General features: G+C 58.1%; 8 protein-coding genes. 3 read left to right on the top strand and 5 right to left on the bottom strand.

Annotation, left to right across the window (positions count from 1 at the left end; all coding sequences use genetic code 11):
• Nucleotides 1–34 precede the first annotated feature (34 nt).
• Genes ACV8MC_RS19275 through ACV8MC_RS19255 form a run of 5 tightly spaced genes read right to left on the bottom strand, consistent with a single transcriptional unit; the run spans nt 35 to nt 6,561 of the window.
• A complete protein-coding gene (locus ACV8MC_RS19275; RefSeq protein WP_056789776.1) occupies nt 35–412 on the bottom strand; it encodes a response regulator in 378 nt (125 codons plus the stop codon).
• Between the two features lie 44 nt (nt 413–456).
• A complete protein-coding gene (locus ACV8MC_RS19270) occupies nt 457–1,671 on the bottom strand; it encodes a hybrid sensor histidine kinase/response regulator (RefSeq protein WP_041480260.1) in 1,215 nt (404 codons plus the stop codon).
• Nucleotides 1,665–2,258, bottom strand: coding sequence for a chemotaxis protein CheB (locus ACV8MC_RS19265; protein ID WP_041480259.1), 594 nt, complete (start codon nt 2,256–2,258; stop codon nt 1,665–1,667). Before ACV8MC_RS19265 ends, ACV8MC_RS19270 begins: the two co-directional genes overlap by 7 nt.
• Nucleotides 2,255–3,088 (bottom strand): CheR family methyltransferase, encoded by an 834-nt coding sequence (locus ACV8MC_RS19260; RefSeq protein ID WP_016774863.1) that lies wholly within the window; start codon nt 3,086–3,088, stop codon nt 2,255–2,257. Before ACV8MC_RS19260 ends, ACV8MC_RS19265 begins: the two co-directional genes overlap by 4 nt.
• On the bottom strand, nt 3,088–6,561 hold the full coding sequence (locus ACV8MC_RS19255; protein WP_457263024.1) for a response regulator: 3,474 nt from the start codon (nt 6,559–6,561) through the stop codon (nt 3,088–3,090). The genes ACV8MC_RS19260 and ACV8MC_RS19255 overlap by 1 nt, the downstream gene beginning before the upstream one ends.
• A gap of 264 nt (nt 6,562–6,825) precedes the next feature.
• On the opposite strand from ACV8MC_RS19255, the gene ACV8MC_RS19250 reads away from it, so the two are divergent.
• From ACV8MC_RS19250 to ACV8MC_RS19240, 3 genes are all read left to right on the top strand, one after another.
• Nucleotides 6,826–7,185 carry a response regulator gene (locus tag ACV8MC_RS19250; RefSeq protein WP_323620238.1) on the top strand — a complete coding sequence of 120 codons (360 nt, stop codon included), beginning with the start codon at nt 6,826–6,828 and terminating at the stop codon, nt 7,183–7,185.
• 606 nt (nt 7,186–7,791) lie between these two features.
• Nucleotides 7,792–11,280 (top strand): hypothetical protein, encoded by a 3,489-nt coding sequence (locus ACV8MC_RS19245; RefSeq protein WP_457263022.1) that lies wholly within the window; start codon nt 7,792–7,794, stop codon nt 11,278–11,280.
• Nucleotides 11,281–11,376: 96 nt separating this feature from the next.
• Nucleotides 11,377–12,681 carry a glycosyltransferase gene (locus ACV8MC_RS19240; RefSeq protein WP_457263021.1) on the top strand — a complete coding sequence of 435 codons (1,305 nt, stop codon included), beginning with the start codon at nt 11,377–11,379 and terminating at the stop codon, nt 12,679–12,681.
• The last annotated feature ends 15 nt before the right edge of the window (nt 12,682–12,696 follow it).

The raw sequence follows: 12,696 nt of genomic DNA, 5'->3' as shown, positions 1-12,696 counted from the left end.
ATCGATAGGAGCTGCCGACGGCAGCTCCTACATATCAGGCCAGCAATTCCTGAATCTTTTCCTGCAACACATCCAGATCAAACGGTTTTTCCAGAATCGGTGCGCTGTTGGTAATCGGGCTGCCGGTCTCACGGATTTCCTGCGGATAGCCGCTGATGAAAATCACTTTGAGGTCCGGTCGCAATTTCACCGCCGGATCGGCAATCTGCACGCCGGAGATCCCGCCCGGCAGGCGGAAATCGGTAATCAGTATGTCGAGATGAGGTTTGCTGGCGAGGATCTCGAAAGCCTGCTCGCCATTTTCCGCTTGCAACACGCGATAGCCCTGCCCCGACAGGTAATCCGTCAGGACCATCAAGATAACCGGTTCGTCTTCGACGACGAGTACTACATCTTGCGCATCTACGCTCATGGGAAGCCTTTGTTCGGTCAATAGCTGCTGATACGACCGTGTGGTCACTCAGAGGTTGCGTCGGATATGCCGTTTTCCTGGATCGGCAGACAAACGCGAAACAGGGCGCCCTCGTTGATTTCACTCTCGACGACGATGGAGCCGCCATGGGCGGCGACGATCTGCTCGGAAATGAACAGACCCAGCCCGAGCCCGGCCACCACCGTCTTGGCGGACACCCGTTCGAACTGCTGAAAAATACGCTTCTGGTTCTCGGCGCTGATGCCGATGCCGTGGTCTTGTACCTCGACCCGGGCCTCGTCATCTTCGCGATAGACGCGCACCTGAATCGGGCTGCGACCACCGTAACGCAAGGCATTGGTCAGCAGATTGGACACCACTTGCTCGATGCGGAACTCGTCCCAGCAACCTTCTACCGGCGCCGATGCCTCGAAGGAAACGCTGGTTTCTGCCGCTTCCATTTGCGAGGCAAAATTCTGCAGGAGATTGCTGACCAGTTGCACCAGATCGAAACGACTCGGTCGGATCGACAGTTTGCCGGTGCGGATTCGCGAGACATCGAGCATGTCTTCGATCAGGCGAATCAGGCTTTTGATCTGCCGCTCATCGCGGTCGACCATCGCCTGCATCTTGTCGAGGGTGAACGCTGAGGCGTTGTCTCGCGCCAGATGCATTTTACGCAACTGGGTTTCGAGAATCAGGCCATTGAGCGGCGTACGCACCTCGTGGGCGACGATGGACATGAAGTCATCACGCATGCGCACCGCTTGCTCCAGCTCCAGCTGGGTGCTTTGCAGCTGTTGCAGCAGCGCTTCCTGCTCACGACGGGCCTGCTCCAACGCCTCGACCTGCTGCTTCATCGCTTTGCTCTGGCGATACAGATCGACGAAAACGTTGACCTTGCTCTTCACCGCATGGATATCCAGCGGCTTGTGCAGGAAGTCCACCGCACCGCTTTCATAGCCTTTGAACGCGTAGTTGAGTTCTCGGCCGGCAGCGCTGACAAAGATGATCGGAATGTTCTTGGTCTTCTCTGTACCGCGCATCAGCTCGGCGAGTTCGAAGCCGTTCATGCCGGGCATCTGCACGTCGAGAATGGCCATGGCGAATTCGTGCTGCAGCAACAGCGATAGTGCTTCGTCCGCCGACAGAGCCTTATAGACCGTGCGATCCTCGCGCTTGATCAGCGCTTCCAGCGCCAGCAGGTTTTCTGGCAGATCGTCAACGATCAACAGTTTGGCTTGGATATTACTCAGCATGCGATTCGTTCCAGCTCGACTAGCAGACGGCCGATGCCGTGAATGGGTAGGACATGATCCGGCTGCAGAACGTTCAGTGCAGCCTGGGGCATGGTGGCGACTTGTGCATCCTCGGGGTCTTGAACAATGGTCAGGCCGGCGCAACGCTTGACGTAAGCGAGCCCGCGCGCGCCATCGTGATTGGCGCCGGTCAGCAGGACAGCGGCGAGTGTCTCGCCGTAAACGTCAGCGGCGGATTCAAACAGGTAATCGATTGAAGGCCGCGAATGATGTACGCGGTCCTCCAGGCTCAGTGACAAGCTGCGATCCGCTTCGACCGACAAGTGATAACCGGGCGTGGCGAAATACACCGTGCCGGCTTCAATGTCCTGCTTGTCTTCAGCTTCCTTGACCGGCATCGCAACACGGCGGGAGAACACTTCGGCCAGATGACTGCGGCGTTCTTCCGGCAGATGCAGAACGATGATGATCGGCAGCACATAGCCTTTGCGCAACGGCCCGAGCAGGGTCAACAACGCCTCGACACCGCCCGCAGAGGCGCCGATCACGACAGCCTCGATACGAGGCAGGCTCGGGGTGTCGTTCATGATTTGCGGTAGATCCGTTCTTGTTTGACCAACGCCTCGAACTGGTTCGAATAGTTGGAAAAATCCAGGGTTTCCTTGCTGCCCAACACCAGAAAGCCGCGATGCGACAACGATTCATGGAACAGCCCGAACGCCCGGTCCTGCAGCTTCTTGTTGAAGTAGATCAGCACATTGCGGCAGGAAATCAACTGGGTTTCGGAAAACACGCTGTCGGTGGCCAGGCTGTGGTCGGCGAACGTCACGTTCTCGCACAGGCTCTTGTCGAAAATCGCGTAGCCGTAGGCTGCGGTGTAGTAATCGGCAAACGAACGCTGACCGCCGGCCTGCTGATAGTTGGCAGTGTAGGCGCGGACGTTTTCCATGGAGAAAATCCCTTGCTTGGCCTTCTCCAGCGAGCGCGGGTTGATGTCGGTGGCGTAGATGATCGTGCGGTCGAGCAGGCCTTCTTCGCGCAGCAGAATCGCCATCGAATAGACCTCCTCGCCCGTGCTGCAGCCGGCAATCCAGATTTTCAGCGACGGATAGGTGCGCAGCAGCGGCACCACTTCGTTGCGGATCGCCAGGAAGTGCGAAGGATCACGGAACATCTCGCTGACCGGGATCGTCAGCAGTTGCAGCAGCTGCATGAACGCCGTCGGGTCGTGCAGGACTTTTTCTTGCAGGGCCGAGATGGTCGCGCACTCGAACTGACTCAGCGCGTGCTGCACCCGGCGCTTGATCGAAGCGCCGGAGTAGTCGCGAAAGTCATAGCTGTACTTCAGGTAAATCGCCTCGATCAACAAGCGTAATTCGATTTCGCTGTTGCGCTCGGCTGAACTGCTGCGTTCCACTAGATGCGTTCCATTTTCGGTAACCACACACGTATCAGCGAGAACAGACGATCAAGGTCGATGGGCTTGGCCAGGTAATCGTTGGCGCCCGCTTGCAGGCAGCGCTCCTGATCGTCCTTCATGGCCTTGGCCGTTACCGCGATGATTGGCAACTTGCGCCAGCGCGGATCCTTGCGGATTTCCATGGTGGCTTCGAAGCCATCCATTTCCGGCATCATCACGTCCATCAGCACCAGATCGATGTCCTCGACTTCATGAAGTTTCTCAATCGCTTCGCGGCCATTACGGCCGATCACCACGACTGCGCCTTTGTGTTCCAGTGCACTGGTCAGGGCGAAGATGTTGCGCACATCGTCGTCCACCAGCAGCACTTTGCGACCTTCAAAGACCTTGTCGCGGCTGCGCGCGGTCTTGAGCATCTTCTGCCGTTCATGGGACAGCTGCGATTCGACTTTGTGCAGAAAGAGTGTGACCTCGTCGAGCAACCGCTCCGGGGAGCGCGCGCCCTTGATGATGATCGAGCGTGAATACTTGCGCAGCTCGGCCTCTTCATCGCGGGTCAGGTTGCGGCCGGTGTAGACAATGACCGGCGGGAACGAGCAGATGTCCTCGGTGGACATGCGCTTGAGCAAATCGTTGCCGAGCATGTCCGGCAGCTTGAGGTCGATGACCATGCAGTCGTAGATGGTCGTGCGCAGCAATTCCAGAGCGTCCTGGGCCAGGCCGACCGCCGTGATTTCAATGTCTTCGTCGCCAATCAGCCGCGCGATGCTTTCACGTTGCAGATCGTCGTCTTCGACCAGCAGCACGCGTTTGACCTTCTGCGTCAGCTTGGCTTCGAGACGGGCGAACACATCCTTGAGCTCTTCGCGGGTGGTCGGCTTCACTGCGTAGCCGATGGCGCCCATGTGCATAGCGGCTTCGACGCGGTCTTCCACGGAAATCACGTGCACCGGAATGTGCCGGGTTTCGGCGCGTTCTTTCAGACGTTGCAGCACGGTCAGGCCGGAGTGATCCGGCAAGCGCATGTCGAGCAGGATCGCATCCGGCACGAATTCGCGGGCCAGGTCGTAACCCTCGTCGGCGCCGTGGGCGACCAGACACATGTAACCCAACTCATGGGCCAGGTCATAGAGGATACGGGCGAAGTTCGGCTCGTCCTCCACCACCAGAATGCAGCGCGTGGCGAACGGCGCCTTGTCGCGATCGTCGGCGAAGCGCGGGATGACAGCCGGAATCGCTAACGCCAGCGGTGCCGCAACGGCCACTGGTGTAGCCACCGCAGGCGCGGTATGAAAAGTCAGCGGCGCGGCCGGCGTTTCGCCGAATTCGTGATACTGACGCGGCAACACCAGGGTGAACGTGCTGCCCTGCCCCGGTACGCTGTCGACGCTGATCGAGCCGCCCAGCAACGTTGCCAGATCCCGCGAGATCGACAGGCCGAGGCCGGTACCGCCGTACTTGCGGTTGGTGGTGCCATCCGCCTGACGGAACGCTTCGAAGATACTTTCCTGCTGATCCGCAGCGATACCAATCCCGGAATCCTTGACGCTGAAGGCGATGTGATCATTCGGCTGCGCGGTGATGCTCAGGCTGACGGCGCCGTGCTCGGTGAACTTGATCGCGTTGGACAGCAGGTTCTTGATCACCTGCTCCAGACGCTGACGATCAGTGAACAGCAAGCCCGGTGCGTCCGGCTGGACCTCGACGGTGAACGCAAGGTGCTTGTCGGCAGCCAACGGTTCGAACATCGAGCGCAAGCCGTCGACCAGACGATCGACGCGGGTGTTTTCGGCAATCACTTCAAGTTTGCCGGCCTCGACCTTGGAAATGTCGAGAATGTCGTTGATCAGGTTGAGCAGATCGTTGCCGGCCGAATAGATCGATTCGGCGAACTTGACCTGTTCCGCCGACAGATTCTGCTGCGGGTTTTCCGCCAGCAGTTTGGCCAGAATCAGCGAACTGTTGAGCGGCGTGCGCAGTTCGTGGGACATGTTGGCGAGGAATTCGGACTTGTACTTGCTCGAGCGTTGCAGCTCTTCGGCACGCTCTTCAAGCTGGATCTGCGCCTGATTCAGCTCGGTGTTTTTCTTGTCCATCGCATCGCGCTGCTCGGCGAGCTGCTCGTTGGTCTGCTCCAGCTCAACCTGCTGGGTTTCCAGATGCGCCTGGGATTCCTTGAGAATCCGCGACTGTTCTTCCAGCTCTTCGTTGGCGGTCTTCAGCTCTTCCTGCTGCACTTGCAGCTCTTCATTGAGCTGCTGGGTTTCGGCGAGCACTTCCTGCAAGCGCTGACGGTAACGCGCCGCTTCGATCGAGGTGCCGATGTTGCCGGCAATCAATTCCAGCAGTTCGATGTCGCGCTCGGACAGCGGACGCAGGAAACCCAGCTCGATCACGCCATTGACCCGATCGTCATCGCTGGTCGGCACCACCAGCACACTGTGCGGCAGACCTGCACCGAGCCCGGAGCTGACTTTGAAATAGTCGCCCGGGACCGCGTCGAGACGGATCAGGCGTGCCTGTTCTGCCACTTGGCCGACGATGCCTTCGCCGCTGTAGATCGTTTGATTGAGCTCTTCCTGCTCGCGGGAGAAACCATAAGTCGCCACGCGCTTGAGGCCGCCATGTTCTTCACGCACATAAAGCGCGGCGACGGCAGTGCCAAGGTATTGCGCGCAGAATTGCAGAATGTTGCGCCCCAGCAGGTTCAGCGTCAGTTGACCCAACACCTGCTCGGCCAGTTGCGTCTGGCCGTTGCGCAGCCACGCCTGTTTCTCCAGGCGTTCGGCGCTGGCCAGTTGGGCGGCGAGGTTGGCGCTGTAGTTGGTCGACAGGTTTAGCAGATCACGGCGGCCGATGTAGGCCAGCAAACCGCTGATGCCAACGATGAAGATCAGGTAAAGGGTGATGCTCCAGATCGTCGTGCGGCGCACATCCTCATTGCGCGTGGCGCGCAGCACCTGCTCGGTCTCGATGACGTCCTCGAATTGCTTGCGGATTTCATCGGTCAGGCGCTTGCCCCGCCCGGCCTTGACCGCACCGCGATAGTCGCCACTGCTGCGCTGCAGATCGATCATAGACTGCGCGTAATTGGCCCACTCCACCTGCAAGGCTTGCAAACGGCGCAGGCGATCGGTCTGCACCGGATTATCGGCGGTCAGCTCCAGCAACGTATTGAGAGCGACCTCGATACGCGGCTTGGCAACTTCGTACGGGTCGAGAAAGTGCTCGTCACCGCTGAGCAGATAGCCGCGCATGCCGGTTTCCAGATCAACGGTGAGCTTCACCGCTTCATTGGCGTTATTGATCACCCGGTCGGTGTGCTCGACCCATTGGATGACCGACAGCAAATAAGTGATCAGCGAGACGAAGAACACGGCGCTGAGCACGCCAACGCCCAGCGGCAGGCTGACGTTGCGACTCAGAAGTTTGCGGAACCGTTGTTCATCAACCGAGGACGGAGAGGACATGGGGCAGCCTTGTCGAACTGTTGAAAACCCGAGAGTTTGCCCCAAAACCCCGCCATGGATCCATTTTTCTCACACAAATGATGGCATTTTCCTACGCACACCTGCGCATTGGACGACGCCAACGGTTATCCTTGCCTCACCGCACTGACCTGTTCTTTTTTGTATCAGCTCGGGAACTTGTGGCTATGCGCCACTTACTCATGCAAGAGTCCGGCAAATTCGCTTGCCCGGTATCCCCCGATTTCAATTTTTGAGAGTCCTGCCATGTCTGCCACTCCATCCACTATCCTGGTCGTTGAAGACGACTCCATCGTGCGCATGCTTATCGTCGATGTACTGGAGGAGCTGGAATACACGGTATTGGAGGCTGATGACGGCAACGCGGCACTCGAAATCCTTGCGGATCCTGGCAAAGCCATCGATTTGATGATGACCGACTACGGCCTGCCTGGCATGAATGGCCGCGAACTCTCTCAAAAGGCCCGTCAGCTGCGCCCTGCTCTGCCCATCCTGTTCGCCAGCGGCTATGCCGAGAGTCTCGAAGTACCCGATGGCATGCATGTCATCGGCAAGCCCTTCTCCATCGATCAATTGCGCGACAAAGTTAAAAGTATTCTGAACTAAATCTGATAAATGCCCGTCGCAGATGCAACTTGTCACATCCGAAAACAATCAGCAACTAACTAACACTGCCATTGCTTAACCTGCCAGCTCTATCCTGAATCATCTTTGGCGGCGTTAATAAATAACGAAGTACAGCCAGGGAACTTTCGATACTCATTCAGGATAGAGCCCATGCAGTTCATTTCTTCCGACGTGCCTGCCGCCGTCGATTGCTCCGCTTCCGACAAACAGGAACGCGCGCTTATTGTTCAGTTACTTGTTGAAGCCCTTAAGGCAACTGAGTTTGAAGTCTCGGCCGACAGTTACTCGGCAAGCGCCTCGCTGCCGGTCGCCACTGTATTCAATGTGCAAGATCGCTTCATACCCCGGGTCATCGGCAGCAGTTTTGACGAACGCTGTGAACCAGCACGCAATGCCTTGAAAAATTTAATTGCAACCCCGGAGTTTGCGCAGCTGTTACGCAACCATTCTTTTTCAGCTGATATTAACCTAGCAGTGGATACCAACGCCGGAGTTCTCGTTGTTTATGACTCAGAGTTCGAATCCCATCGTTTCAGCATTGCACTGGACAATGCTGAAGTTTCGGTGTTTTCCGAAGAACTCGATATGCTCGCCGATTTGGCGAAGAACATCGGCGGCGTCGTTTATTCCGGCCAAGTGATTGGCATAGTGCAATGGTTGAAGTTCAACGGTTATGACTTGCCGACGAACATTGCCGAAACCCGGGCACTGATTGAATGGCTGACCTTCGAACTGCCCGAGCCACCCGCCTTGGGCGACTACCACGAATTGCTCCACGCCGATGAGTCGTCACCGTTTCATTTATCGATAGCGAACCGCAAAGTCATAACCCAGACAGTGCATGAGCTGACCCAAGGTGCGACAAGCCTGTTGCAGGTACTGGCGTTCGCCAACTTCAACCTGATTCCGGCACAGGACATACGCGACAACGCGGACAAGTTCCTGCACAACTTCCTGAGGCGAAAAACCGCTCGCGCCCTGGGAGAAACCCTGCATGCACGCCTTGGCTGGCATCTGGAAGCCAATAACGCGGACGTGCGCGAACGCCAGGTCAATGAGTTAGTCATCGCTGCGCTGATCATCGACATGCAATTGCGCTCCGATCAGCCTCTTGTCGCCGGCTATGACTTCTATCAACCGGCGAATTCCACACTCAGCGCTGCCGAAGTACGCGTCCTGTTCGAACAGCATCTGGTTGATCTGGGCCTGAGCGAAGCGCACAACGCGCCACTGGCAGCGCATCTATTGATCGCGGGTGCAGCACCGGAGTTGCTGATCGACCAGATCCCGCCCGGGCTCACGCTGGACAAGCCAGGCTGGGTAACTGCGCGCCAGAGCGCTGCCGTGGTCGAGCACGCCGCACCTGGCAGCTCGCGTGCAATGACGTTTGCACAACTCAAGGCGTTTTCCGAGCTGACCCCGGTTTCCGGTGAGCTCGACAAGTTGTACGAAGCGGCGGCGATCCCGGCGGTGGTGGACTGGGCGGTACTCAACGGAGTCATCCCTTACCGCAGCGACAAAGACTACGACAAGACCACGGTGATCAAGGCCAGCGCGTATTTCTCGCGTTACATGGAGGCTCTGGCCCAGTCTGAAACAGGCTTGTCCACCGCGCCACCGGACCGGCGCAAAATCGCTTTGCGTGCGCTGGAGCAAGTGATGCCCGCCGGCGCCTATCTCGAACAGCCGGCCTTCGAAATAAAGTACCTGGACAGCTTCGGCGAACGTAGCTGGCTCGAAGGGTTGAAGGCTGCGCATCCGGCGGGGATTCTTACCGAGTTCTGGAATTTCCTCGCCAGCGCCACTGACAACAACCAATACGCGATCAACGGCCTGTTGCGCCTACGCCTGTCGATTCTCGATCTGTATCTTTCCGGCGATCTGGTTGAAGACGGACAACTTTCGGACAAATTCAAGACCCGCGACAACTTCCACCCCCCGGCCGATGCCTTCACCCGCCTGGCCGAACTGCAATCGCCGTCGCAACTGTTTGATCAGGCGTTTGATCGTTACTACCGGAACGTGCGCGAGGGTCTATCGTCCCTGATCAAAATGGCGATCACACAGATGCCAGAGCATGATCGTCAGGCCTTGACCAGCGGCAAAATGACCTTCTACACCGTCAGGAAGGAGGTCAACCCACTGAATCCGCAGCAAGAAACGCAAATCCAGCGAGATGAGGCCAATGGGCGTTACGGGATAATTCTTTGCTGCGACGACGGTGATCGGCTGCGCGCTTACGAACTGTTCACGCTGCGCGGCGTCTGCTACGAGCGTCCGGATCTGGCGCTCAAGCTGCAAGACACCGGTCTCATTCATCAACGGCCGACCCTTTCATACACTGGCAGCAAGTACGATTTTCAGGACAAGAACAAAGCCAGCGAGTGGCCCCTCGATTACGCCGCCTACCGCGAAGGCAGCGAACCACGCCAGGGCATGACTTCCAAAGTAGTGGTGGAGAAGCTCTGGCAGTTGCAACTGCAAGAGACTGATGTGCGCGCGGTTCCGCTGTTCTTTTCTGCGCAACTGGATGAGATCGCCCAATGCGTACTGGACAACCATCCTGTCGCCCGCCGCGAAGAGTTGTATGCCGCACTGGATGTGCGCAACGGCCTGGAAGAATGGCGCGACACCAGGGAGATCGTCGAGAATCTGGCAATCAACGTCATCGTGCCGTTCAAACAGTGCATTGAAGACATTCGTTCCGGACGCACCGACCGTGTCGCCGAAGGCATTGGTGGCTGCATTCTGGATGGCCTGTCGGTCATCGGCCTGCTGGTCGGTCTTGGCGCGTCGGCAGCGAGCATCATCGCCAAGACCGGGTCGACCACGCTCAAATTGCTGAAAGTCGCCAAAGCCGTGGCCCGAGCGGCCGTGTCGCTGATCAACCCGCTCGACGGTTTGCCCGCCCTCGCCCGCAAAGGTTTTCGTCTGGTCAAACGCGGCGTGGTCTTTGCCGGCGAAACCGCGCTCGACGCCGCGCACACCGCCAGCGTGCAATTGAAAAGGTTGATCCATGGTGTCGAGAGTCGGGACTGGCTCAGGCTCTCCCACACCGGCGATGTGCGTCAGGCGACCTGGCGAGGCGCCGACGCGCTTGGCGAGGCGATCGACATCGCAGTGCTGGAACGCAACCAGGACTGGCACGCGCTGAGCATCCGCACCGGCGGTGCCTGGGGCCCGCGCCTGAAACTGCTCGACCTGGGTAACTTCGCCCCGTTGAAGCGCCTGTTCGGCCGCTTCAAGCCATTCAGTTACACCCGCGGTTATCTGAAAAAAGCCATTCCCCGCGCCCGGACCAAGCTGGACAACTCCATCAACGCGCTGTCGCAACTGTCTTCCAACGACGACATTCGCGCGGTGCTCAAGCATGTGTTCGGTAACGATTCCGATGAAGTGGCACAGCACGTGTCGAAACATCTCAGCGCGATGCGCAAGGATCTCGAGTCGATCAGCTTCAGCAATGTGACGTTCCGCCCGCATCAACCCGGCGTGATCGCCTCGCTTTCGCCACCGGCCTATAAGCGCTGGCAGACAGCGCTGCGCACCGGCGAAAAAATCGATGAGTCCGCAGGCCGGTTTCTGTCGATCTACCCGGACAATCTCGATGAGTTTTACAAGTTGTCGCGTTACGACGACGGCAGCGTCGCCGACGTGCTGATTCACGAAATGTCCCACGGTGGCCCGGACACCCTCGACCTGTACTACGGCAAGGTCTACCCGGAGTTGCATCAGGCGGAGTTCGATGCGGTCGGACTGCTGGAGCTGGCTCGGGACGCGCGCAAGGCGCATCCGGACAACCTGATCAATCCACATCACGCTCTGGCGCACCGACCGGGATTCGTCGAGTTCAACCAGGTAAAAACCAGTCTGCCGAAACTGGTCCAGGACCATCCGGCGCTGGCCAACGCTGAGTCATACATGCTTGCGGTATCGCTGCTCGATCAAGCACAAACGCGTCCGGCCATATTGAGCTTCAATGTGAAGACCATCGACGATGCCGTGCGCAACACCGCTGCAGGCAAGTTTCTACAAGGGCCGCTGCTGCTCAACCTCGCCAAACCGGTCATTTAAACGCTGAAACGGCTGGTCGGTGGACAGGGTGCATTTCAATCACTTCGCTGTGGTTTAATTGCGCCCTTTTTTCTTCCATGGGTCAGAGGATCAGTCGTGAGCCATTCGCGTACCACCAAAGTTCTGGTCATCGGCTACGTCTGGCCAGAACCGCGCTCATCGGCGGCCAGCGGGCATGTCATGCAGATCCTCGAGACATTTCTCGATCAGGGATGGGACATCACTTTCAGCAGCCCGGCCGGCCCGGGTGAACACAAGGCTGATCTGACGGCGCTGGGCATTCGCGAAGTATCGATCGAGCTCAACAACAGCAGTTTCGACACGTTCATCAGCGAGTTGGCGCCGGATATCGTGCTGTTCGATCAGTTCATGATGGAAGAACAGTTTGGCTGGCGGGTGGAGAAACACTGTCCGGACGCCCTGCGCCTCCTGGAAACTTCCGACCTGCAAAGCCTGCGGCATGCGCGTCATCAGCGCCTGAAAGACCGGCTGAAAAGCAACGACGAGCAGACTGATTTCACCGGGCTGTTTGCACCGGCATTGCACGAAGAATTCCAGCTGATGGCCGGCACCGATCTGGCCAAACGGGAAATCGCTGCGCTGTATCGGTGCGACTTGAACCTGATGATTTCCGAAGTCGAGATCGACCTGCTGGTGGAGGAATTTGGCCTGCCTCGGCAAATCCTGCATTGGTGTCCGTTGATGATTGATCTTCCGGACACCGCCCCGCCAGGTTTCGAAGAGCGGGAGCATTTCCTCAGCATTGGCAACTTCCGTCACGCGCCGAACTGGGATGCCGTGCTCTGGATGAAGACCACCCTCTGGCCGCTGATCCGCGCGCGCTTGCCTCGCGCGCAACTGCATATCTATGGCGCCTATACGCCGCCCAAAGCCACCGCACTGCATAACCCGGCCCAAGGCTTTCACATCATGGACTGGGCCGAAGATGCACTTGAAGTGATGTCGGCAGCGCGAGTCTGCCTTGCGCCATTGCGCTTCGGCGCGGGAATCAAGGGCAAACTGCTCGATGCCATGCTCTGTGGCACGCCGAGTGTGACCACACCGATCGGCGCCGAAGCCATGCACGGCGAAGCTCCGTGGCCGGGAGCCGTCGCCCTCGACGCAAACACCTTTGCCGAACAGGCGGTGCAACTGTACGAAAATCCGGCGCGCTGGCAGCAGGCGCAGATTCAGGGTTCGGCACTTTTGCAGCAGCGTTATCAGCGCAGCGTACATGGCCCGCGTCTGATCAACCGGATAGATGATTGCCGACAACACTTGGCACAACTTAGAAACGACAACTTCACCGGCGCTATGTTGCGACATCACACACTCAAAAGCACTCAATACATGGCTCAATGGATCGAAGCCAAAAACCAATTGAGCCCAACAGAGCGCTGATTACATCAATTACAT

Source organism: Pseudomonas sp. PK-RTE-24 (genome assembly GCF_054052265.1).
The sequence above is the reverse complement of the archived record's forward strand: the minus strand, read 5'-3'. Positions and strand labels throughout refer to the sequence as shown.

Excerpts from the sequence above, each read along its gene's own strand:
- ACV8MC_RS19275 (WP_056789776.1), bottom strand. The coding sequence starts at position 412 with ATGAGCGTAGATGCGCAAGATGTAGTACTCGTCGTCGAAGACGAACCG.
- ACV8MC_RS19270 (WP_041480260.1), bottom strand. The coding sequence starts at position 1,671 with ATGCTGAGTAATATCCAAGCCAAACTGTTGATCGTTGACGATCTGCCA.
- ACV8MC_RS19265 (WP_041480259.1), bottom strand. The coding sequence starts at position 2,258 with ATGAACGACACCCCGAGCCTGCCTCGTATCGAGGCTGTCGTGATCGGC.
- ACV8MC_RS19255 (WP_457263024.1), bottom strand. The coding sequence starts at position 6,561 with ATGTCCTCTCCGTCCTCGGTTGATGAACAACGGTTCCGCAAACTTCTG.
- ACV8MC_RS19250 (WP_323620238.1), top strand. The coding sequence starts at position 6,826 with ATGTCTGCCACTCCATCCACTATCCTGGTCGTTGAAGACGACTCCATC.
- ACV8MC_RS19245 (WP_457263022.1), top strand. The coding sequence starts at position 7,792 with ATGCTCGCCGATTTGGCGAAGAACATCGGCGGCGTCGTTTATTCCGGC.